22 protein-coding genes and 1 tRNA gene are annotated in these 21265 nt (G+C 45.4%); 8 read left to right on the top strand and 15 right to left on the bottom strand.

Annotation, left to right across the window (positions count from 1 at the left end; translation table 11 throughout):
- Positions 1 to 11: 11 nt before the first annotated feature.
- The 8 genes from flgG to HCZ42_RS16085 form a co-directional block, all read right to left on the bottom strand.
- The gene (gene flgG, locus HCZ42_RS16120) at positions 12 to 800 is read right to left on the bottom strand and encodes a flagellar basal-body rod protein FlgG (RefSeq protein WP_053409460.1); all 789 of its coding nucleotides are present in this window, start codon (positions 798 to 800) and stop codon (positions 12 to 14) included.
- 19 nt (positions 801 to 819) lie between these two features.
- Entirely contained in the window at positions 820 to 1569 is a 750-nt protein-coding gene (flgF, locus tag HCZ42_RS16115) for a flagellar basal-body rod protein FlgF (protein WP_167421725.1), read from the bottom strand.
- Positions 1570 to 1781: 212 nt separating this feature from the next.
- Entirely contained in the window at positions 1782 to 3086 is a 1305-nt protein-coding gene (gene flgE / locus HCZ42_RS16110; protein WP_053409458.1) for a flagellar hook protein FlgE, read from the bottom strand.
- Between the two features lie 43 nt (positions 3087 to 3129).
- Positions 3130 to 3840, bottom strand: coding sequence for a flagellar hook assembly protein FlgD (flgD, locus tag HCZ42_RS16105; protein ID WP_167421723.1), 711 nt, complete (start codon positions 3838 to 3840; stop codon positions 3130 to 3132).
- Between the two features lie 17 nt (positions 3841 to 3857).
- Positions 3858 to 4274 (bottom strand): flagellar basal body rod protein FlgC, encoded by a 417-nt coding sequence (flgC, locus tag HCZ42_RS16100; protein ID WP_053409456.1) that lies wholly within the window; start codon positions 4272 to 4274, stop codon positions 3858 to 3860.
- Between the two features lie 4 nt (positions 4275 to 4278).
- Entirely contained in the window at positions 4279 to 4674 is a 396-nt protein-coding gene (flgB, locus tag HCZ42_RS16095; protein WP_053409455.1) for a flagellar basal body rod protein FlgB, read from the bottom strand.
- 253 nt (positions 4675 to 4927) lie between these two features.
- Complete coding sequence (locus tag HCZ42_RS16090; RefSeq protein ID WP_167421721.1) at positions 4928 to 5755, bottom strand: protein-glutamate O-methyltransferase; 828 nt, start codon at positions 5753 to 5755, stop codon at positions 4928 to 4930.
- Between the two features lie 10 nt (positions 5756 to 5765).
- Entirely contained in the window at positions 5766 to 6692 is a 927-nt protein-coding gene (locus tag HCZ42_RS16085; RefSeq protein WP_167421719.1) for a chemotaxis protein CheV, read from the bottom strand.
- A gap of 76 nt (positions 6693 to 6768) precedes the next feature.
- On the opposite strand from HCZ42_RS16085, the gene flgA reads away from it, so the two are divergent.
- From flgA to HCZ42_RS16070, 3 genes are all read left to right on the top strand, one after another.
- Entirely contained in the window at positions 6769 to 7515 is a 747-nt protein-coding gene (flgA, locus tag HCZ42_RS16080; RefSeq protein WP_167421717.1) for a flagellar basal body P-ring formation chaperone FlgA, read from the top strand.
- A gap of 82 nt (positions 7516 to 7597) precedes the next feature.
- Positions 7598 to 7909 carry a flagellar biosynthesis anti-sigma factor FlgM gene (flgM, locus tag HCZ42_RS16075; protein WP_053409451.1) on the top strand — a complete coding sequence of 104 codons (312 nt, stop codon included), beginning with the start codon at positions 7598 to 7600 and terminating at the stop codon, positions 7907 to 7909.
- Positions 7910 to 7926: 17 nt separating this feature from the next.
- On the top strand, positions 7927 to 8352 hold the full coding sequence (locus HCZ42_RS16070; RefSeq protein WP_167421715.1) for a flagella synthesis protein FlgN: 426 nt from the start codon (positions 7927 to 7929) through the stop codon (positions 8350 to 8352).
- 80 nt (positions 8353 to 8432) lie between these two features.
- On the opposite strand, the gene flgP is transcribed toward HCZ42_RS16070, so the two are convergent.
- On the bottom strand, positions 8433 to 8864 hold the full coding sequence (flgP, locus tag HCZ42_RS16065) for a flagellar assembly lipoprotein FlgP (protein WP_053409449.1): 432 nt from the start codon (positions 8862 to 8864) through the stop codon (positions 8433 to 8435).
- A gap of 8 nt (positions 8865 to 8872) precedes the next feature.
- Positions 8873 to 9508, bottom strand: a complete 636-nt coding sequence (locus HCZ42_RS16060; RefSeq protein ID WP_167421714.1) for a FlgO family outer membrane protein — start codon at positions 9506 to 9508, stop codon at positions 8873 to 8875.
- A 163-nt stretch (positions 9509 to 9671) separates the two neighbouring features.
- On the opposite strand from HCZ42_RS16060, the gene HCZ42_RS16055 reads away from it, so the two are divergent.
- The 3 genes from HCZ42_RS16055 to HCZ42_RS16045 all read left to right on the top strand — a co-directional run bounded on the left by HCZ42_RS16055 (position 9672) and on the right by HCZ42_RS16045 (position 11681).
- The gene (locus tag HCZ42_RS16055) at positions 9672 to 10805 is read left to right on the top strand and encodes a flagellar assembly protein FlgT (protein ID WP_167421713.1); all 1134 of its coding nucleotides are present in this window, start codon (positions 9672 to 9674) and stop codon (positions 10803 to 10805) included.
- A 52-nt stretch (positions 10806 to 10857) separates the two neighbouring features.
- Positions 10858 to 10934, top strand: a tRNA-Arg gene (locus HCZ42_RS16050).
- Between the two features lie 240 nt (positions 10935 to 11174).
- Complete coding sequence (locus tag HCZ42_RS16045; RefSeq protein ID WP_167421711.1) at positions 11175 to 11681, top strand: Fe3+-citrate ABC transporter substrate-binding protein; 507 nt, start codon at positions 11175 to 11177, stop codon at positions 11679 to 11681.
- Between the two features lie 66 nt (positions 11682 to 11747).
- Here HCZ42_RS16045 and HCZ42_RS16040 read toward each other — a convergent pair whose 3' ends face one another.
- The 4 genes from HCZ42_RS16040 to chiP all read right to left on the bottom strand — a co-directional run bounded on the left by HCZ42_RS16040 (position 11748) and on the right by chiP (position 16533).
- On the bottom strand, positions 11748 to 12722 hold the full coding sequence (locus tag HCZ42_RS16040) for an OmpA family protein (RefSeq protein WP_167421709.1): 975 nt from the start codon (positions 12720 to 12722) through the stop codon (positions 11748 to 11750).
- A gap of 354 nt (positions 12723 to 13076) precedes the next feature.
- The gene (gene gltX / locus HCZ42_RS16035) at positions 13077 to 14504 is read right to left on the bottom strand and encodes a glutamate--tRNA ligase (protein ID WP_167421707.1); all 1428 of its coding nucleotides are present in this window, start codon (positions 14502 to 14504) and stop codon (positions 13077 to 13079) included.
- Positions 14505 to 14690: 186 nt separating this feature from the next.
- Positions 14691 to 15287: a YccT family protein gene (locus HCZ42_RS16030; protein WP_167421705.1), complete on the bottom strand. Its 597-nt coding sequence runs from the start codon at positions 15285 to 15287 to the stop codon at positions 14691 to 14693.
- 121 nt (positions 15288 to 15408) lie between these two features.
- Positions 15409 to 16533, bottom strand: a complete 1125-nt coding sequence (chiP, locus tag HCZ42_RS16025) for a chitoporin (protein ID WP_167421703.1) — start codon at positions 16531 to 16533, stop codon at positions 15409 to 15411.
- Positions 16534 to 17014: 481 nt separating this feature from the next.
- Here chiP and HCZ42_RS16020 point away from each other — a divergent pair, with 481 nt between their 5' ends.
- Together HCZ42_RS16020 and HCZ42_RS16015 are read left to right on the top strand one after the other, a co-directional pair.
- Complete coding sequence (locus HCZ42_RS16020) at positions 17015 to 19714, top strand: heavy metal translocating P-type ATPase (RefSeq protein ID WP_167421701.1); 2700 nt, start codon at positions 17015 to 17017, stop codon at positions 19712 to 19714.
- Between the two features lie 8 nt (positions 19715 to 19722).
- On the top strand, positions 19723 to 20163 hold the full coding sequence (locus HCZ42_RS16015) for a DUF411 domain-containing protein (RefSeq protein ID WP_167421699.1): 441 nt from the start codon (positions 19723 to 19725) through the stop codon (positions 20161 to 20163).
- A 93-nt stretch (positions 20164 to 20256) separates the two neighbouring features.
- Here HCZ42_RS16015 and HCZ42_RS16010 read toward each other — a convergent pair whose 3' ends face one another.
- Positions 20257 to 20925, bottom strand: coding sequence for an oligogalacturonate-specific porin KdgM family protein (locus tag HCZ42_RS16010; protein ID WP_167421697.1), 669 nt, complete (start codon positions 20923 to 20925; stop codon positions 20257 to 20259).
- Between the last annotated feature and the right edge of the window lie 340 nt (positions 20926 to 21265).

The raw sequence follows: 21265 nt of genomic DNA, 5'->3' as shown, positions 1-21265 counted from the left end.
ACGCTGAGCGATTAAAGTTGCTGGTTAACAAAGCTCATCATCTTATCCACCGCCGAAATGACTTTTGAGTTCATTTCGTAAACGCGCTGGGCTTCGATCATATTGACGAGTTCTTCGGTAACATTCACGTTTGAGGTTTCTAGCATTGACTGTCTTACTTCACCAAAACCGTCAAAACCCGGAACGCCTTCTTGTGGGTCACCACTGGCACCTGTTGGTAGGTACAAGTTCTGGCCGATTGGCTCTAGGCCGCCTGGGTTAACAAAGTCAACGGTCGCGATCTGACCGACCACTTGGTTATCTTGTTGTCCACGTAAGCGCACCGACACTTCACCGTCGGTACCGATAGTGATGCTGATAGCATCTTCTGGAATAGCAATTTCTGGTTCTAGCGCATAACCTGCACCAGATGTCACGATCACGCCTTCATCGTTCACGGTAAACTGACCGTTACGCGTGTAGCCGATGTTGCCGTCCGGCATCAGGATTTGGAAGAAGCCGTCGCCTTCGATCATCATATCGAGGCTGTTGTTAGTGGTTTGGGTATTACCTTGGGTGTGCACTTTTTGCGTTGCAACCACTTTTGAACCCGCGCCTAACATCAAACCACTTGGTAGCTCAGTGTTCTGTGAGGACTGACCACCAGGCTGGTTAATATTCTGGTAGAAAAGATCTTCGAACACCGCACGGCTCTTTTTGTAACCGACGGTCGAGGCGTTCGCCAAGTTGTTTGAAATCGTTGAAATATTGGTTTGTTGGGCGTCTAAGCCCGTTTTACTTACCCATAGTGCCGGATGCATAGTTATCTCCTAAAATCTATTAACTCATACGAAGCAGACTGTCAGACGACTTGTCCATCTCTTCTGCTGTGCTCATCATCTTGACCTGCATTTCAAACTGGCGCTGAAGGTCAATCAGGCTGGTCATTTCACCGACAGCATTGACGTTACTGCCTTCTAGTGCACCTGTGAGCAACTTAACTCCGGCATCCGCTTCGTATGCCGCATTAGGATCTTTGGCACGGAATAATCCGTTTACATCTTTGAATAGTGATTGATTGTTGGTTCTGGTCAGCTTGATACGGTCAACGATTTCCATTGCATCGGCTGGCGCACCTTGTGGAACGACTGAGATCGTACCGTCAGTACCGATTTCAACTTTGCTGACTGGAATAGGCAGAGTGATTGGAGCACCGTTCTCACCTAAAACCAGATTGCCGTTGCCGCTGGTCAACAGACCATTCACGTCGATTTTAAAGTTGCCGTTACGAGTCAGACCTTCTTTGCCCATCTTATCCATGACCGCAATCCAGCCTTCGCCTTGAACCGTGGCATCAAGGTCACGACCAGTGGTGATCACGCTGCCTTGTTGAAAGTTATGTCCTGGGCGCTCTGTCATGCTAAACACACGAGTCGGTAGACCATCACCATAAGCTTGCATAGAACGAGCTTGCGCCAAATCAGCACGGAACCCCGTGGTACTGACGTTTGCTAAGTTGTTTGATCTAAGCTGCAATGCCTGCATATTCTGCTTGGCACCGCTCATAGCGAGATAGAGTGCGCGATCCATAGTTTGCTCCAACAATCATAATTCAGATCATTAAAAGCAATTGGCATGCCAACTATTTAAGTTGTTTATTTTCAATTGGTTGGACAATAAATGCGGTGAAAATATGTGTTGATAGAGGGGGCATTGCCGCGAGTGGCAATCATAGTAAGCTGACTGTTGCCGCCAGCTTACTATGCAGAAGATTGCGAATGGTTAACTCAATCAATCCGAGATTAGCGGATCTGTAGGATATTTTGTTGAGTTTGGTTGTGTACTTCTAGTGAACGAGAGTTCGCTTGGAAGTTACGCTGAGCAGAAATCAGGTCTACCAGCTCTTGCGTCATATCAATGTTTGACTGTTCCAAAGTACCGCTGTTGATAGAACCGAACGAACCTTTGTTAGATTCACCCCAAATCTTATCGCCAGAGAACTGAGTTGAGTCCCATTGAGTGCCACCTTTTTTGTCCAGACCTTGTTCGTTAGCGACTCGAACCAGTGCCACACGACCGAGTGTCACGTTTTCACCGTTTGAGTATGTACCCAACACGCTACCGTTCTCATCAAAATCGACTTTGGTTAAGAAACCCGTTGTCGCGCCATCTTCATCGAACTTAGTCAACTCAAATGGTGCAGCAAACTGAGTGGCATCACTTAGACCAAACGACAGGGTTTGGTTAACATCCGCACCGTTCATATCGATTGGGTTTGCCCCTGCACCTAACGCTTCAGTCACGATGTTTTGGCCGTTGTTAATGCTTGCCAGCGTACCATCGTTGTTGAACTTCATCGTATGACCAACATGACCCGTTGGTGAACTCGCGTCACCACCAGCGATATTGACGGGCTTCTCACCCGCACTATCAGTCACGGTGTAGTACGCTTGCCAAGTGTTCGGTTGGGTCTGATCTTTTAGGTAGTAGGTGGTCATCTTGTACGACTGCCCCATAGAGTCATAAATCGTAGAAGATGTTGAGCGGTTGTACGTCTCAGGGTCTGAGAAATCAAACAGAGCCGGGTCTTTTAGCTCACCACCAGCAGGTAGGTTAACACCGACTTCGATGTTAGCGGTTTGCTTTGGCTTACCAAATTCTTTTGGAATGTTTAGTGGCGTAGGCTCGTAAGACAGAACATCGCCTGTATCTTTGTTCACTTGGTAACCTAACAGGAACTCATCGTTAGACGTGACCATGTAGTTATCTTTATTTAGGTGGAACGCGCCGTTACGTGTTAGCTCATTACTAACTGGTGTTAGGCGATCTTTTGCCACCGCAAAGAAACCCGTACCGCTAATACGTAGGTCCATTGGGTTGTTTGTGTAAATGCTCGAACCTTCATGGAATTGCTGGGCAACTTTTTGAGCCTGCACACCGCCACCAGGAGTGGTTTTCGCATTCGTAAACAGTGAATTAGAGTAAACATCGCCAAACTCAGCACGTGACTCTTTAAAGCCGAACGTGTTCGCGTTCGCAATGTTGTTACTTGTCGTGTTCAGATCTAACTGAGCTGCGGATAGCCCGCTTAATGCAACATATGACATTCCAAAATCTCCTATCTAGCTAGCATATCTACTTTATCAAGAGCTACGCTTTACCAACTTCTAGTACTTCAGCAAGTCGAACTGGCGACTCAAAGCCAGCCAGATTGAGCAGTACGTTACCATCACCTTTACCAAGAAGAACACTATTGACGTTTGCGTAGGTCGAAACCTCAAACTCTTTCGATTCTCCATCCAGCAAACCAGCGGCTTTCACCTTGTATTTGCCAGCCGGCAATGGGTTACCGTTTTGATCTTTACCATCCCATTCCACGCGGTTATCACCTGCTGGTGATGAGCCCACATCAAATGTTCTGATTAGCTGTCCCATTTGATCTTCTATTCTCACCATCAAGTTATCGACAGATTGAGGTAGTTTCACCATGGCAGCCATACCGCCGTCATTCTTCTTCACGCCAGCTGCACCCGGTACCAATACATCACGACCAACCAATGATGAAGCTTGAAGCGCCTGATTGGACGTCATCGAAGCGTTCAGTGTTTCAAACTGGTTGTTCATTTTGCCGATACCATCGACAGTAGCGAATGACGCCATTTGCGCAATCATCTGGTCATTACTAACCGGCTTAAACGGATCTTGCTGAGCAAGCTGCTTGGTGAGTAGAGATAAGAAGTCTTCCTGCTTGAGGTCCTGCTTACCTGTGGTCTCATTCGGCTTATTCTTGTCTTGGATCTGTTTTAGCTGGTCGATATAGGACAAGCTGTTTTGACCAACATTATTAATGCCATCGGCCATACGTTACCTCCTTATCCCTATTGACCCATCTGCAGCGTACGCAGCAGCATTTGTTTACTTGCATCTGCCACTTGCACGTTTGTTTGGTACGAGCGAGAAGCAGAAATCATGTTTGCCATTTCTTCCATCACGTTGACGTTAGGTTTGTAGATGTACCCTTCGTCATTCGCGAGTGGGTGCTCAGGGTTGTACTCCGCGCTAAGCGGCTTATCACTTTCAACGATACCCATCACTTTCACCGGCACCGTATGGTCGCTACCATACTTTGCCTTACTTAATTCAGCGCCAAATACAGCATGACGAGCTTTGTAGGTATCTTTTGCCGAGCTAGAGATACTGTCCGCGTTCGCCAAGTTACTTGAGGTGGTATTTAGACGAACAGATTCAGCACTCATGGCAGAACCAGTTACATTGAATACATTAAATAAGCTCATCTAATTATTCCCCTTTGATCGCTTTCGTTAAGTTCTTGAATTTACTTCCTAAGAAGTCCAGTGACGCTTGGTGTCTGATCTGGTTTTGCATGAACAAGTTACGTTCTAAATCCATATCTACCGTGTTGCCGTCACCAGTGTCAGGTTGCGTTGGAAGACGATACATCACTTCCCCTGTCACTCGTGTAGAGGCAGCAATATGCCGACCATCCGTACGGTTAAGACCAATACTTGCCTCCGACGTTGCCGCCTGCAAAGCTTTTTGGAAGTCCATGCCTTTCGATTTATAACCAGGCGTGTTGGCTTGAGCAATGTTGGTGGAAATCACCTCAGCATTGCGCTCACGTACACCCACCGTGTGTTGGTGGATACCCAAAGCATTGTCGAAAGAAATAGCCATCTTAACCTCTACACAAAGAACTGACCGTTTAGTACTAAAGACAAAGCAATTAGCATACCAACTTTAAAAGTCGTTCTACGATTACTCATCTTTCATTGAGTTATCAGCAATAAACACGCCAACTTATACGCAACGAGTTAATGACTGATGGTTTGGAATGTCTCGATAAGTATAACAGCTGAAAGGGATCAAAAGTGGAGATAATAAAAAGCCCAGCAAGAACGCTGGGCTTTCAATTTAATCGATGGGTTGGCTACTTCAGTTTGTAGATGATGCCTGGGTTGCAACGCACCATCTCGAAACGGTCGGTCAAGCCAGTTAAAGACTCAGACGCACCTAACAGCAGGTAACCACCTGGATTAAGGCTGTTGGCCATTTGGTTCAGTACTTTCGACTTCATGTCTGGCGAGAAGTAAATCAGTACATTTCGGCAGAAAATGATATCAAACTTACCCAGTAGCGCGTAGCTGTCCATCAAGTTTTGCGGACGGAAGTTGACCAAACGCTTAACGTTATCATTGACTTTCATTTTGCCTTCACCTGCATCTTCAAAGAAAGCACGGCGACGCTCAGGAGAAAGTCCACGACCTAAGGCAAGGTTGTCATACACCCCCGCACGACACATATCCAACATTCGCGCAGAAATGTCTGTCGCGGTGATCGATACGTTCGGCAGCATGCCCGGCTTACGCTGCTGGGTTTCCAATACGGTCATCGCCATCGAGTATGGCTCTTGACCAGACGAGCTAGCCGCCGACCAGATTTTGATCGGGCGCTTGTTTGCCGCTATTTCCGGCAACAACTTTTCGGCTAATACAGCAAACGGATACGTGTCACGGAACCAAAGTGTTTCATTGGTCGTCATCGCATCTACAGCAGCTACCCGTAGTTCTCTATTACGTCCACTCACAACATCGCGGAGTAATTCAGATAGAGAGCCTAAGTTAAATTTTGTAGTTAAGGGGCTTAGGCGACTCCTCACTAAATACTGCTTACTATCACCCAATACAATGCCACATTGAGATTCTAGGAAGCGGCAAAAATCGCGATATTCTTGATCGCTTATAGTTATCACTGTCATTCACTTCTCTTTAATTTGTAAACGCAGATTTGACCGCATTACCAAATTCTTCAGGGTTGAATTTGGCTATAAAAGTATTGGCGCCGACACGCTCCACCATGGCTTGGTTAAACACACCACTCAAAGAAGAGTGAAGTATGACGTGCAAGTCTTTCAAGTCCGGATGGCGCCTGATTTCAGCAGTCAGTGTGTAACCGTCCATTTCTGGCATTTCGATATCGGAAATGACCATACTAATCTGATCGTATATGCTGCCTTCCGCTGCCATTTCTAACAGCTTTTCATACGCTTCTTTACCATCAATCACTGAGATTACTTCAAAATCTAACGACGCAATTGCACGCTCAATTTGTTTACGTGCGACTCTTGAATCATCAGCAATCAAGATACGGCGAACGATTGGTTTTTCCGCTTCAGCACGAGAAATCTCTTCACTGATTGATGCGTCCATCGTCTCATCAACAGGTGCTATCTCAGCCAAGATCTTTTCTACGTCCAGAATCTCAACCAACTCATTATCTATAGTGGTCACAGCGGTTAAGTAGTTCGCTTTACCCGCACCTTCTGGTGGCGGCAAAATCGCTTCCCAGTGCATGTTTACGATACGCTCTACAGAGTTCACTAAGAACGCCTGAATCGTACGGTTAAACTCTGCAATCACCACAAACGACTTTTCAACATCGGTTGTCGGACGTCCACCAATCGCAAGATTTAAGTCAATCACTGAGACTGTATTGCCGCGAATATGCGCAATGCCTTTAACTAATCGATGCGAGTTCGGCATAGAAGTAAGCTTAGGACACTGCAAAACCTCTTTTACTTTAAATACGTTGATTCCGTAACGCTGACGCCCAGCTAGGCGAAACGTTAGGAGTTCTAATCGGTTTTGACCGACGAGTTGTGTACGCTGATTCACAGAATCCAAAACACCCGACATAAGCTCATCTCCGTCTCAAACTTTCGTGCTAAAAAATGGTAGTCTACACTATGCCATGAAAAAATAGAGGATCAGAATGACATACAGTTCATCACTCACAAACTCATTTTCCGACATAAAGTGTAAAGCGTTCTATAAAATTTTTAATATATTTATCGGCTTTTTGCTTTGTTTCTTTAGTTTTTCTGTCTTTTCTGCAACGGAAAGTGAGATTTCTCAGATTCGCGATGCTGCAGAAGAGTATGTCACATCCACTATTGACAATCCTATTGGTGGCACATTAAAAGCAGACGCAGCTTCAATAGATAGTCGAATTTTTGCAACAAACTGCCCAAGTGGCTTAGAAACTTCGTCTAGTTCAACCAACCCAAATGCTAGTAACATCACTGTTTTGGTTGAATGCCCAGAAGAAGACTGGCGTATCTACGTTCCAGTTCGTTTAACCCGCACAGGTCCGCAAGTCACATTAACCACCCCACTCTCACGTGGCCAGATTATTTCTTCTAATGATGTCACTATAAGTATGGTCGATCTACAACGGTTTAGAAGACAAGGTTTCTCTTCAGTATCAGAAGTTATTGGCGCAAAAACCAAAAAAAATCTACAAAGCGGCGATATCGTCGAAGAACGCGACATTTGCGTGGTATGTCGTAACGAGATCGTGACAATAAAAGCGACAAAGTCTGGTATGACCATTACAACAAAAGGCACCGCGCTCACGGATGGAGCCCACGGTGAGCAGATAAGAGTGAAAAACAGCAAAAGTAACCGTATAATCGAGGGACGTGTAACCGGGATATCTGAAGTAACGGTTGTGTTCTAAATATGTGTTAAAAAAGGCTAAAGTAAAATGCAGCTTGGCCGATATTGACATTACAGGTTTGTAACAAGTAAAAGGCTCACACATGGCAGGCATTGATAACATTAGAACTGGACACCCTATCGGTACTTCAACGAGGAGTTCGGTTCGTAGCGACAACAGTACAGAAAATACTGAGTCAGCAAAGAAAACCACCGTTGCACAAGATGCAGTTTCTCTCAGCACTCAAGGTAAAGCGCTGGGTGAAATGCATAACCAAATGGCCAGTCAACCAAGTTTTGATAAAGCGAAAGTCGCAGCAATCAAAGAAGCGATTGCTAATGGCTCTTACACTGTTGACCCTGAAAAGCTCGCAGACAACATGATGAAGTTCGAAAAAGAACTTGGCGGCTTATAAGTTAAAGCAAGAAGATTATGGCAGCATTACAAGGTTTAGTTGAGTTTCAACTTAAAAGTGCCGAAGAACTTTCTCTATTACTAGAGAAGGAAAAGCTCGCCATTACCAGCAGAAACTCCAAAGACATTGAACAACTGGCAAAGCAAAAGATCACGCTGATTGAGCAGCTCAAAGTGACGGATGAACGTATCAGCCGCCACCCAGATGTCGCGAGTCTGACTAGTGACCCAGAGTTGAGCCCTCTGGTGACACAGATCAGAAGTATCATCGCAGATTGCCAGCAAGCCAATGCCATAAACGGCGAAGCCCTGCAGCGTGCACAACTGAGTTTCAATAAGTTGAACAATTTGATGCAGCAATCTCAAGGTAAGTTAGGCATGACCTACACAGCCGAGGGACAAACTAAGAACGTAACCACTTTAGGCACGAACCTGAAAGCTTAGAGAGCTACGGCAAATAACAAGTATAAAAAAGCGGCAATATTTGCCGCTTTTTTATTTGGAGATTAAAGAGTGGAGCGCAACTAGAAGAGAGTTTGTTGACGCTTCTCCGGCACTTGTTGTACTTCGCCGTAATCTCTTAGTCGATTCATTTTCTGAATATCAAGTCTTAATTCAGTCACATAGCTGTCGCCAACTTTGTAGCTACGCAGTACTTCCGCACCGCGGATCACGCCATCTACCGCACCTGACGTTTGCTCGGTACCCAATCTTTGGTCAAGCAAATCTGCTCTGCCGCTGACTCGCATACCATAAACTTGCTCTGCCAGCTCTCGGTAAGCGTCTATTTTTGATGCGCGCATCGCTCGCACTTGTTTCTCTTCTTCATTACGGCCTTTCTGTTCACTGATACTCGCGTAACCCACCGCGGTCAGAAAGTCTCCTGGACGCATGTTAGTTAGTGGCTGACAGCCAAACAGCACCACAGTGAATGCGAGTAATAATAACTTTTTCATACCCGCTCCTATGGACGTAAAATCACAGTGTAAGGTTGAGAGAACATTGGGTCTGAACGAATCAGCACGCCATCTTGCGTACGGATACTATTCAATGTATCCAAGTCGCGACCGATACGATCCGCTGGCAAGAAGCCTTGTGCGGTCGCTACGACAACGCGTGATTGCATGCCAACAACACGAGCGTTGACTAAGACCCCGCCCTCTTGACGCAACATTGTCCCCGTTAAAACGAACTGAATGTCTTGCTCTCGCGCCAAATCTTTCCAGTCACGACTAAAGGCAAAGTCGCCTTGGTTCGTCACCTGAATAGAACCTGTCGTTTTGAAATCGACGACTTTAAAGCCGCGTCGTTGGAACTGATGGATAAAGCCTTCAGACACCGAGTTACCCAACCAGTTTGTCGCGTCCATATTTTGCAAGTCAACAAACGAAGTCACTGCAATTGGTGTACGCGCTGAAACACTGGTGTTTGAAATCATTAAGTCTTCAGTCAGACTCTCGATAAAAAAGTCGAGGGTATGACGTGGGCTTTCCATCAACATAAACTGAGAACCTGGATAAGGTTCCTTACCGTTATAGATTGGCGCATAAGCGCAGGCGGTAAGAAAAACCACAGGCACTAACGATAACCATTTCTTCATTCTCTAATCTCCGATACATTAAGGCCTTAAAGCGCTCCGCTTTTTGCTCTCTTTCAAAAGTGGAACACTCCTTGCTTTTCTAACTGTGCAAACCAATTCGAAAGCAATGCCAAAATTAGCTAAATTTTAACAAGCAAAAAACGAACCAACTTGGTAAACACTCATGAAAAGATCGCTTCTTATCCTTATTTCAAGCCTGTGTATCAGCCTATTTTCAGCCAATGCTGTAGCGGGATGGTATGAAGTAACAGGGACGGCAACCGTGGTTTCGTCTGAAGAAGTCGCGCGTGTCCACGCTTTGGAAGACGCACTCTATAAAGCCGTTCAGTTTTCCGGAGCGGACATCGGCAGTATTTCTAACTTACGACCATTCTTAGAGAGTGAAAACAAAGAGTACCAGTTTACCAACAGCGAAGTTCGCTACATCCTGATTGAAGAGCAAGGGATAAGACGTGGTGTAATGTTCGTGAAAGCAAGAATCGACATTTATCCGTCGGCAACGAGTTGCCACGTTGAGCAATATAAAAAAACCTTCCTAGTCGGCAACATCGATGTAGCGTCACCTCAACAAGCAGTCATGGGACAGATTTACAGCATCGGTGATGATTTCGCTAATGTGATTAATCGCCAGTTAGATCAAGAGTCGGTGAACTTCGTCTCAGTGGGTACTACCGATTACGAAATTGATAAACGCTTCCCTGAAAGACTCAAGATGATCGCTCAAGACCGCGGTGCACAGTACATTATCGGCGGCGTGATTACCGACCTAACGGCAACTATCGACCAAAACTTAATTAAAGATGACGTGATTAACCGCCAATTTGCGCTTGAGATGACCGTGTTCGACGGCAAGACCGGCAACGAAGTGTACAACCGAAACTACCGTGAAGTGGCGCGTTGGCCATTTCCAAAAACCAGCCAAGTGGATACACGAAGCGCACGCTTCTGGGCGTCGACGTTTGGTGACATGATGCTACGTGTTAGCCGCAACATCATGCTGGACTTAGAATCTGAAGTCTCTTGTAAAATCACTTTGCCGGAAGTCGTGGCGAAATGGGGCAACACGATTACCATTGATTTAGGTCGTATCCATGGCGTTGAAGAAGGTGACAAACTGCAGCTTTGGCATACAGGCTCTTTCATCGACCAACGTGGTTTGCCGCGTAACAAAGTGACCGAAACAGATATTACTTTAACGGTCTCTCGCGTATATGATGGCGAAGCGGAACTGACGGTCGATCAAGCGGAACTCGCCACCAGTATCCAAATTGGCGACGTTATGCACAAACTACTTTAAATCAGTAAGTTAAAGGTTAACATCAGCGATATTTTTAGTATGATACTCCCACGCTCCCGTGGCACAGCTGGATAGCGCGATCCCCTCCTAAGGGATAGGTCACAGGTTCGAATCCTGTCGGGAGCGCCAACTTTTCTCAAGCCGACACTCATGTCGGCTTTTTTTTCTTACCAAGCTTAAGAATATTTCATCTTTTCATTATCAGAAATGTCCAAACTGCTCTCTGACGTCGCAATTTCGCATCTCAATAAGTCAATGAGATTCAATTTTGAGACAATCGGTACATCACTCCGTTATATGCCCATCTAACTGCGCGTTATCGTAACAGTCATCTAAAATATAACTAACAAAGTTGTCGATAGTAATAGAATGAAAAAGAGTAACTTGACCACAAATACGGGTCATCGGTTTATCTCTAAAGCGAAGACTGCGTTTAAGATACATATCCATACGCCAGACGATAAAGTTCTTCATCGCTCTGTGGGTTATGTGCGTATCGGAGAAAAGAAAGGCTTAAAGAAAGCGATCAAACTGCGTAATGAACTGGGTTCTGCGATGTGGGGCAAATTCTGGCGTAGACTGTTAAAAGATCCATATTTGATGACTAGGCTGCCTCACTCTGTGGAACCAAAAATCATCTTTAAACCTCGACCAACCAAAGACGACCCTGACGCGAAAGACGAATGCTATATTGCCGCATGGCGAAATTATGATGACAACGGTAAATTGATTTACAAAAGCGTTGTCTGCTCAATCAAAAAACATGGCCGTCTGGCGGCTTACACTAAAACAAAGAAAGCACTGCTCGAAGCCAACAAAGACAACTTAGAAATATTAGAGTTTATGGGTAGACTCAATAGTATCGATTTGAAATGACCGTACTAAATGCATAAAAAAGCCTTGGGATTAACCAAGGCTTTTTCGTATTGATTGAGTAGTGAATTACTTCACTTCGTATTCGAATTCAGGAACCAAGATCTCTACGCGACGGTTCTTCGCGCGGCCTTCTTTAGTGTCGTTCGATGCGATTGGGTTGTTTTCACCTTCACCACGTACAGTGATGCGCGATGAATCAACACCTTGGTCGATTAGCTCATCAGCAACAGCTTGCGCGCGCTTCTCAGACAACTTCTGGTTGTATGAAGCTGCACCTAGTGAATCGGTGTAACCGACTAGCTCAACTTTAGCTTCAGGGTGCTCGTTCATCAGTACTGCTAGACGATCCGCTTCTTGCTTACCTTCTGAGTTTAGCTCAGCACTGTTTAGTTCAAAGTTACCAGAATCAATAGAGATTTTTTCAAACTTCTTCGTTACTGGTTCTACTGGCTCTTCAACTGGTTGCTCGACTGCTTCTTCAACCATGACTTCTTGTACTGGCTCAGCCGTTTCGTCATCGCTGCCGCCAAACTTAGTGCGGAAACCAAGCGTGAATGAGTTAGCGTTAAACTCACGAACGTCAACATCGATGTAGTTGATGTGCTGGTATTCTGCTTGAAGATCGATGTTCTTAGTTAGGTTGTATGACAAACCTATTGCACCTAGTAGTGCCCAATCTTCTTCATCTGCGTAATCTACAAATGCACCACCTAGTTTCGCGAACACATCTAGGTCATCGGCTAGTTCTTGAGTATAACGAGGTGCGATGGTGTAAGCTTTTAAAGACTCATCGTCTAGATCACCACTAGTTGTCTCACCCAGCGCATCAAAGCCTGCTTCAAGAGCAAACGTATCGTTGATTTCGTAGCCTAGAAAAGCGCCCAGAGCCCATGAATCTTCATCACACGAACCTGATGTACCAGAGTCACATAAGCTGTGTAGGAAGGTCGCCCCCGCTTTAGCACCTAAGTACACTTCAGCGTTGGCTGAAGCTGATGCCATGATAAGAGTCGTTGAAATTACTGCTGCTAACTTTTTCATTATTATATTCCTAATTGACACGTACATTGACACTATCTAGAGATACACTCCACGCTCCAGATAGTAATGCGTTACAGTATGAATCAGGCACAATGTTAACTTCATCTCATAAGCAGTACAAATTGGTTTGTGTCAATTTTAACTATTTGATTACGATTTTACGCAATTCTCACTTTCAAGACGAACAAATCGATGATATGGGCGACCTAAGCACTCGTCTAAATAGTATATATCCTGTTAATTTATAAGGGCTTTTACACAACTGTTATGCAACTAAGTTTAATTATTGATACTCGAGATATAAAAAAACCGCAGCCATTAGCTGCGGTTTTTCAAACAAAATAAGTCGTTGGCTTACGCGTTCGCTTCACGCTCAGCGATAAAGTCTAGAGCCATCTTGATACGTGCAATCACACGCTCTTTGCCCACAAGTTCCATCACAGCGTCAACTGATGGTGATTGACCACCGCCAGTCACTGCAACACGCAGTGGCATACCGATTTTGCCCATACCAATTTCTAGCTCTTCACAAACCGCTGCGATTACGCCTTGTTTGATATTGTCAGTTGTCCACTCTTGCAGAGCTTCTGCTTTCGCAAGCGCAAGTTCTAGAGGCTCTTTTGCTACACCGCGCAGGTGTTTCTTCGCTGCGCCCGCTTCAAACTCAGAAAAGTCTTCGTAGAAGTATCGGATTTGCTCAGCAAGCTCGACCAAGGTGTTGCAACGCTCACCAACCAGTTTGATTACGTCCGTAATCGCCGGACCATTTTCTACATTCAGTTTTTGCTGATCTAAGTGCCATTGCAGGTGCTTAGCCACGTATTCTGGCTCAGATGTTTTGATGTAGTGGTTGTTCAACCAAAGCAGCTTATCAGTGTTGAACGCTGACGCTGACTTAGAAATCGCGTTCAAGCTGAACAGGTCAATCATCTCTTCTTGAGAGAAGATTTCTTGGTCACCGTGAGACCAGCCTAAACGAACTAGGTAGTTGTTTAGCGCGTTTGGTAGGTAACCTTCATCACGGTATTGCATTACCGATACCGCGCCGTGACGCTTAGACAATTTCGCACCATCATCACCTAGAATCATCGCACAGTGTGCAAATGTTGGTACTGGCGCACCCAAGGCTTCATAAATGTTGATTTGACGTGGTGTGTTGTTGATATGGTCTTCGCCACGAACAACGTGAGTGATACCCATATCCCAGTCATCCACAACAACGACGAAGTTGTAAGTTGGAGAACCGTCAGTACGGCGAATGATCAAGTCGTCCAGTTGCTGGTTACTGATCTCGATGCGACCGCGGATCTGGTCATCAAAGATTACGCTACCTTCTTTCGGGTTGCGGAAACGAATCACACAAGGGTCGCCCTCTTTTGCCGCTGCATTTGCCGCAACAATCTTAGGGTGGTTAGCATCGTAACGTGGGATCTGTTTGTTCTCTTCTTGCTCAGCGCGGATTTCTTCTAGCAGTTCTTTTGACGCGTAACACTTGTACGCTTTATCTTCTGCTAGCAGTTTATCAACCATTTCGTTGTAACGGTCAAAACGCTTTGATTGGAAGTAAGGACCCTCGTCCCACTCTAGTCCCATCCATTGCATGCCTTCCAAGATCGCGTCTACAGCTTCCTGAGAGTTACGCTCTAGGTCAGTATCTTCAATACGCAGAACGAATTCACCGCCCTGGTTTTTAGCAAATAGCCAAGAGTACAGTGCTGTACGTGCACCACCAACGTGAAGATAGCCTGTTGGGCTAGGAGCAAAACGAGTTTTAACCGTCATCTGAGTTCCTTAGGGGTAATGAGCAACGAGTGAGCTCGTTGTAATATCAAGGATAAAAGTGGCGACATTTTACCACCGTAAAGCAAGGTTACAATCCTTGCGTGTGGTTTGACGCCAGAAATAGCCGCAAGACAGCCCAGATAAATGAACTGCCTTCCCATTGAACTCTTCGCTCGTCTTACAGGACTATTTCAAATTACGCATTGCCCATTGCATAAACTCTTGTTGCTCTTCACGGCTTAAATTGTTAAATGACGCTTTGAGACTTTGGGTTTCTTGCGGAGACTGAGCGATGCTCTCTTTGGTCACTCGCTTATTCAGTGCCAGATTGTAGTCCGCGACTTCGCGCTCATAATCCCTAAAGCCTTGCATGCCCCCTTTACGCAACTGAGTCATGCTGAACTCTACTTTGCTGCCGCTATCATCTAACAGCGTCACTTTAGGTTCGCGGTCAAACGCTTTTGCTTCTTCAATTGTGCGCAGCTTGTTATAACTCAGCGTAAGCTCGGCGTCTTTTTCTGCGCTAAATTCCAAGATCAACGGTTGAGAATCAAACTTACGGCGCTTGCCATCTTCAAACACAATTTGGCCCACGGTGACCGCAAGTTGGTTGTGCCCCTCTTCAATTTGAATGCTGTTATTGGCAGAAATGCGCTCAGGATAGACAAACTCTCCGTTTAACACTCGAGGCACGAGTTCTTGCTGGAGAGTCAGTTGAGCGGCAAATACAGGCGAAGTAAGCAAGGCGCAAAGGCTTAAAACTGTCGTTGTTTTTTTCATCATGGTTTTCTCATCTTGTACCAATTTAGATAAATCACTGAAACAACAGGCCGGGTATTTCAGTGATCTATGTAAATGAGTACTCACACCAAAAAGGGCGTTGCCGCCCTTTTTATGGCTAGCGTTAGAAGTAGTATTCTACGCCGACAGAGAACTCATCGTAGTCTGCCGATTTCCAACGAGTTTTTGTTGCATCGTCTAATGTCTCTGCACCGTCACCGAAATCTAGAGTACGCGCACGTACGTAAAGCACTGCTGATGGGTCAACAAAGTACATCACTTGCGCCGACAGTACGTCATCCGCGGTATCGTCGATTGTCTTACCATCGCGCTCTAGGTCAAAGTTCGCTGCATAGCCCAGCTTGTATTGCCAGTCACCAGTGGTGTACATCAAACCAGCAGAAACCGCGTCTTGTTTCTCGTCTACACCATTACTTGCATCCGCTTCCATGTATTTGTACTGAGCGAAGAATGAGATACCGTTATCAAACCAGCCTTGCATACCAACTAAGTAGGTATTGTTATCCCAGTTTTGCCCTTCTGTGACGATATCTCGGTTACCTTCATAAGCTAAGTCAAATTGAATCGGACCGAGTTTGTAGTGCGCTGCAATGCCCGCCCAGTAGTCGTCGCCTTCACCTAGACCAGCTTTGTCACCCGCACCGACTGCGGCGTCAATAGAGAATGCATCGCCGTATAAAGGAGAGTCCCAGCGGATTGTGTTGGACTGACGATCTTGATATTTCGCACCACCGATAGCACCGCCCCAGTCATAAACATCGCCTAAACCAGGGTTAGACGCAGGCCAGTCGACAAGTTCGTACATTGGTGTCAGAACGCGACCTAATCGGATTTGACCCAGTGATTCACCTTCAAAACCGACAAACGTATCACGCTCACCCAGCCCTGCGCCTTCACCACCAAAACTTGGGTCTACGTAGCCACCTTCAATTTGCCAGATAAAAGTCGGGCCAAAGTTTGCAAATTGTTTTTTACCACGGAAACCAACACGAGATTCATTATTTAGCTGCATGCCACCTAGGTCGTCGTCTGTCGCCGAGCTACCAGAGTCGTAGTCACGGTAAGCGGCTTGCATTGCGATAATGCCGTAAACCTCATAAGCAAATGAGTCTTTGGTTAGATACTCTTTTGCTGCATCACTGTTCGCACCATCTGCGTAAACGCTACCTGTGGCCAAAGTACTCGCTGCAATCGCTGCTCCGATTATTGTTTTTTTGAATTGAGACATAATAAAAACCCCTATTTTAGAATTTTATTTATATGGGTCTTTACGCAGACCAAAGCTCGATTTACGTAAAGACCCTGCATGGACAGGGGAAATGTTGGCAAACTTCTTTCGTGTTAGGAATTAGCTCAAAAAAAACTCTGACCTCCTTCAAAGTCAAAAAATAAAAACCGATATAAATCATTTAAAATCAAAGCCTTAAAAACAAGCAAACGTTAAACATAAACGTCAATTTTGTTTTTCATCACTTGCAAACAGACAGAAAGCAATAAAATTTCGTCGCACTTCACAGCGATTTTTTTCCAATTTACGGAACTTTAGATTTGCGATTGGATAATATTGATATAACTCGCATAAAAAACTGTCAAAACAGAGACTTAGCAAGGTGATTTTGACGTTTTTAAAAACAATTCCTAAAAGCTTGACCTTTCCCTTGAGGAAAGGTTTATGCTCAATAGCAATCCAATATTTGAAGGTGTTAGGTATGTATCAGTTCGATATTCCTCTCTCTGGTTTAAATTGCATGGGTTGTGCAAGGAAAGTAGAAAGAGAACTCACATCAAAATACAACGTCACGATCAAAGAGCTGTCTCCAACTCAGGTCGTTTTAACGAGTGATCATCCGTTCGCGGATCTAGAAACAACGATTCACGCGCTCGGCTATCAAGCGGGTCATCAATTCCACCTTTACTTAGAAGGGTTAAGTTGCGGCAAGTGTGTTAGCAAGGTGAAAGCGAAGCTCGAAGAGCAACCATTGGTGGGGCAATTTGATGTATCAAAAACAGAACTGACTGTATCTACCCTTCTTGCACTTGAAGATGTCATCGACCTTATAGAGGATTGTGGTTATCACGCCTACCAACAAAAAGTAGACCCGGTTCCCACTGAAGTCGTAGAAGAAAAACCTGTTACTGAAACAGTGAAAAATGAACAACCTTCTGACTCGGCAACGGCTATTCACTTATTATTATCCGGCATGACATGCGCCAGCTGTGTGACTTCGGTTGAAAAGGCACTGCTCAGCAATGCCAATGTTGAGCGGGCACAGGTCAACTTGGCTGAACAAAGCGCTTTAGTGTTCGTGACATCTGAGGATTCGCAAACGATCCAAGTCATATTGGATTCGGTTAAGCGCGCGGGTTACCAAGCGGAAGTCATTGACGACCCACAGCAACAACAAAGCAAACAACTCGAGCAACAAATTCAGACGCAAGCCTACTTTAAGAAAAGTGCTTGGGCGGGCTTACTCGTCGGTGGTCCACTGATGCTCTGGGGCCTAGCTGGCGGCAATATGATGATCCGTTCCACCAGCGACCAACTGGTTTGGGGCGCTATCGGCATCATCTGTTTAGTGCTTCTTTCTACGGCAGGAAAAAGCTTCTTCAGCAACGCTTGGCAAGCATTGACTCACAAGCGCGCTACCATGGATACCCTAGTGGCACTCGGAACGGGCGCAGCTTGGCTATTCTCAATGCTGGTCGTTGCGTTCCCTACTTGGTTCCCTGAAGCCTCGCGTCATGTTTACTTCGAAGCCAGCGCGATGATCATTGGTTTGATATCGCTTGGTCACTATATAGAGGCAAAAGCAAAAGCGAAAACAACGCGCTCACTGCAAGCCTTAATTAACCTGCAGCCAAACGAAGCCACCCAAGTAACCGACAATGGCGATGTCACCGTTTCAATTAACGACATTACGTTGGGGATGCAGTTAAGAATCAAACCGGGCGAAAAAGTACCTGTCGATGGGCAAGTTGTCTCGGGTCAATCTTACCTAGATGAATCCATGCTGACAGGGGAGCCTGTACCTGTTCATAAACAGACATCAGACTTTGTCTCTGCGGGCACACTAAATCAAGACGGCGGATTGATCATCAAGGCAACAGGCATTGGCAGCAACACCATGTTGTCTCGTATCATCTCGTTAGTGAGAGAAGCACAAAGCAGCAAACCAGCGATTGCTAAATTGGCAGACCAGATCTCGTCAATATTTGTACCTGTGGTCGTCGCGATTGCCATTCTTGCTGCCGCAGTTTGGTTTATGGTTGGCCCAGATCCGAAAGCCAGTTACATGCTGGTAGTTTCAACAACAGTATTGATTATCGCCTGCCCTTGTGCGCTCGGCTTAGCGACGCCACTTTCCGTGACGGTGGGTATCGGTAAAGCAGCGGAAATGGGCATACTAATCAAAGACGCCGATGTTTTACAAAGTGCTAGCAAGATCGATACGGTTGTGTTTGATAAAACAGGAACATTAACGCTCGGCAAGCCAGAAGTTCAGTCACTATATTCGGTTGATGGTGATGACAAGCAATTACTCGCCCTTGCCGCAGGTATTGAACAGCACTCTGAACACCCGTTAGCCAAAGCCATCGTTAACGAAGCGAATAACCGTAACGTGACTCCGGTCGAGGTGGGTGCGTTTAGCAATGAACGTGGTAAAGGCGTGTTTGGTCAGTACCAGTCGCAAACACTGTCGGCGACCTCTTTGAATTACGCCGAAAAGCAAGGTTGGGACTTATCACCACTCAAAGATGCTATCCAGCAAAGTGAGCAAAACGCGGCCACCCCAATAGTCATAGCTCTAGATGAAAAAGTGGTCGGCATCATAGCGATTGCAGATTCGTTGAAGGAAGACGCCAAGCAGGCCGTCGCAGAATTGAAAGCGCTAAATATTACGCCTGTGATGTTAACGGGTGACAATCATCACGTCGCGAAAGCCATCGCAGAGCAAATCGGTATCGAGCAGGTCATATCTCAGGTATTACCGGATGAAAAAGCAGGCCATATTAAACAGTTACAACAAAGCGGGTTGAAAGTCGCCATGATTGGTGATGGTGTCAATGACGCACCAGCTCTCGCGCTTGCCGATATTGGTATCGCGATGGGCAGCGGCAGTGATGTTGCAATTGAAAGTGCACAAATGACGCTGCTGAACTCATCACCACTTGCCGTGGTTAAAGCCATCGAATTGTCGAAAGCCACCGTAAAGAATATGAAGCAAAACCTATTTGGCGCCTTTGTGTATAACACACTGGGTATCCCAGTTGCTGCAGGCGTACTTTACCCAGCATTTGGTTTTCTTCTTAGCCCCGTAGTCGCGGGAGCCGCCATGGCATTGTCTTCGATTACCGTTGTCAGCAATGCAAACCGACTAAGATTATTCAAAACATCCATTCGTTCCTAGAGGTTCCTATGAAAGTTAAAGCTCTCTCACTCGCAGCATTTATGTTGCTATCAGGTCAAGCACTGGCGACAGACGTACTGAATCATAAATCGCCTTATTGCGGCTGTTGTACGGAGTGGACAAAACACATGAAAGACGCAGGATTCGACGTCACCGAACAACTGCACGAAAACATGAACCCGATAAAGCAAAAGCTTGGTATCACTCCGGAGTTGGCATCTTGTCATACTGCCGAGATCGACGGCTACGTCTTTGAAGGTCATATCCCAGCAGAAGACATCAAAGCATTCTTAGAAAACCCACCACGCAACGCGAAAGGTTTAGCGGTTCCTGGTATGCCAATGGGTTCACCGGGAATGGAATACGGTGACAAACAAGACGCTTACACGGTTTACGCCTTTAACGAAAAAGGCCAAGTGTTTGAGTACCGTCGTTACGAAGGAAAGTAACCTTAGTTAAAGTCGCTTAATACAAACATTGCGATCAAATAAAGCCCGGTGATGAGCCGGGCTTTTTATTACAAGGACAGTTTTAGAAAAAGGTTAGAAACCGTAAGAAGCACCGAACACGAACGCGTTGTTTGTGTTGTCGCCTTGGTTACGGTACTCAAAATATGGTTGAACGCCGTTGCGCGTCCAAGTAGCACGCAACTCATGATCCATAACTTCTGCATCGATCATGTACACGTTGTTGTAGCTTAGTGCTAGGTCTTCATTCACCGTGTAAGCAATGCGGTTGTCCATGCGGTAGTCCGTATCAGCGTCGTTGCTAGTTGCATCGATGTGCGCACGAGTACGGTTGCTGATTGATAGACCGTTGTCAAAGTTGTAGCCAATTTTAACCAATGGGCGGTACTGTAGGCTTTCACCTTCATGGAACAAGTGTTGGTAACCCGCGGCTACCCATAGATTGTCGGTAATTTGAAAAGACTGCTCACCACCTACAGTGACGTACACTTCGTCTTGCATAGATTGACCGTTTACTTCTTCGATCTCACCAAGTTGAATACCATCAAACTCAGTGTAAACGGTAAAACCGCCCATTTGGTTGTCGAACGTGTGGCCTGCTTCTAGTGTTGAAGTTACATCTGAACCGTGCATTTTATCTGCATCAGAGTGAAGCTGTACGTTACCCGTTACGTACGAAGAACCGGCAAAAGCAGTTGAAGCGAAAAGTAGCGAAAGTGCGCCTAGAGTGAATTGTTTTTTCATGTTTAATCTACCTTAGTCTTAAAATTAGCCGCGGCACAAACTTAGTTTTTATCACTAATTAACCGCAAAATGGGAGAGCCTCCCTGGCTTGGCTTTCATACTGGCTAAATTAATTCACGAAGAAAAATAAATCTCTCACTAGTGAGATCTTCCTCACTTTTAAAAATCACACGCCATTAAAATCAAATAAAAACAATTAGTTATAAAAAATACAAAAATACAAAAAATGACTTTTAGTGATCTAAAACACATAAAATACCAATAAAGTCATCAATAACGATAAATGGATCACGCAGACTTTTTTAAGCGAGTTAATTTTCGATAAAAAAAATCAGATCTC

Source organism: Vibrio hepatarius, assembly GCF_011806575.1.
GTDB lineage: Bacteria > Pseudomonadota > Gammaproteobacteria > Enterobacterales > Vibrionaceae > Vibrio > Vibrio hepatarius_A.
This window is presented reverse-complemented; position numbering and strand designations above follow the sequence as displayed.

Excerpts from the sequence above, each read along its gene's own strand:
- flgG (WP_053409460.1), bottom strand. The coding sequence starts at position 800 with ATGCATCCGGCACTATGGGTAAGTAAAACGGGCTTAGACGCCCAACAA.
- flgF (WP_167421725.1), bottom strand. The coding sequence starts at position 1,569 with ATGGATCGCGCACTCTATCTCGCTATGAGCGGTGCCAAGCAGAATATG.
- flgE (WP_053409458.1), bottom strand. The coding sequence starts at position 3,086 with ATGTCATATGTTGCATTAAGCGGGCTATCCGCAGCTCAGTTAGATCTG.
- flgD (WP_167421723.1), bottom strand. The coding sequence starts at position 3,840 with ATGGCCGATGGCATTAATAATGTTGGTCAAAACAGCTTGTCCTATATC.
- flgC (WP_053409456.1), bottom strand. The coding sequence starts at position 4,274 with ATGAGCTTATTTAATGTATTCAATGTAACTGGTTCTGCCATGAGTGCT.
- flgB (WP_053409455.1), bottom strand. The coding sequence starts at position 4,674 with ATGGCTATTTCTTTCGACAATGCTTTGGGTATCCACCAACACACGGTG.
- HCZ42_RS16090 (WP_167421721.1), bottom strand. The coding sequence starts at position 5,755 with ATGACAGTGATAACTATAAGCGATCAAGAATATCGCGATTTTTGCCGC.
- HCZ42_RS16085 (WP_167421719.1), bottom strand. The coding sequence starts at position 6,692 with ATGTCGGGTGTTTTGGATTCTGTGAATCAGCGTACACAACTCGTCGGT.
- flgA (WP_167421717.1), top strand. The coding sequence starts at position 6,769 with ATGACATACAGTTCATCACTCACAAACTCATTTTCCGACATAAAGTGT.
- flgM (WP_053409451.1), top strand. The coding sequence starts at position 7,598 with ATGGCAGGCATTGATAACATTAGAACTGGACACCCTATCGGTACTTCA.
- HCZ42_RS16070 (WP_167421715.1), top strand. The coding sequence starts at position 7,927 with ATGGCAGCATTACAAGGTTTAGTTGAGTTTCAACTTAAAAGTGCCGAA.
- flgP (WP_053409449.1), bottom strand. The coding sequence starts at position 8,864 with ATGAAAAAGTTATTATTACTCGCATTCACTGTGGTGCTGTTTGGCTGT.
- HCZ42_RS16060 (WP_167421714.1), bottom strand. The coding sequence starts at position 9,508 with ATGAAGAAATGGTTATCGTTAGTGCCTGTGGTTTTTCTTACCGCCTGC.
- HCZ42_RS16055 (WP_167421713.1), top strand. The coding sequence starts at position 9,672 with ATGAAAAGATCGCTTCTTATCCTTATTTCAAGCCTGTGTATCAGCCTA.
- HCZ42_RS16045 (WP_167421711.1), top strand. The coding sequence starts at position 11,175 with ATGAAAAAGAGTAACTTGACCACAAATACGGGTCATCGGTTTATCTCT.
- HCZ42_RS16040 (WP_167421709.1), bottom strand. The coding sequence starts at position 12,722 with ATGAAAAAGTTAGCAGCAGTAATTTCAACGACTCTTATCATGGCATCA.
- gltX (WP_167421707.1), bottom strand. The coding sequence starts at position 14,504 with ATGACGGTTAAAACTCGTTTTGCTCCTAGCCCAACAGGCTATCTTCAC.
- HCZ42_RS16030 (WP_167421705.1), bottom strand. The coding sequence starts at position 15,287 with ATGATGAAAAAAACAACGACAGTTTTAAGCCTTTGCGCCTTGCTTACT.
- chiP (WP_167421703.1), bottom strand. The coding sequence starts at position 16,533 with ATGTCTCAATTCAAAAAAACAATAATCGGAGCAGCGATTGCAGCGAGT.
- HCZ42_RS16020 (WP_167421701.1), top strand. The coding sequence starts at position 17,015 with ATGTATCAGTTCGATATTCCTCTCTCTGGTTTAAATTGCATGGGTTGT.
- HCZ42_RS16015 (WP_167421699.1), top strand. The coding sequence starts at position 19,723 with ATGAAAGTTAAAGCTCTCTCACTCGCAGCATTTATGTTGCTATCAGGT.
- HCZ42_RS16010 (WP_167421697.1), bottom strand. The coding sequence starts at position 20,925 with ATGAAAAAACAATTCACTCTAGGCGCACTTTCGCTACTTTTCGCTTCA.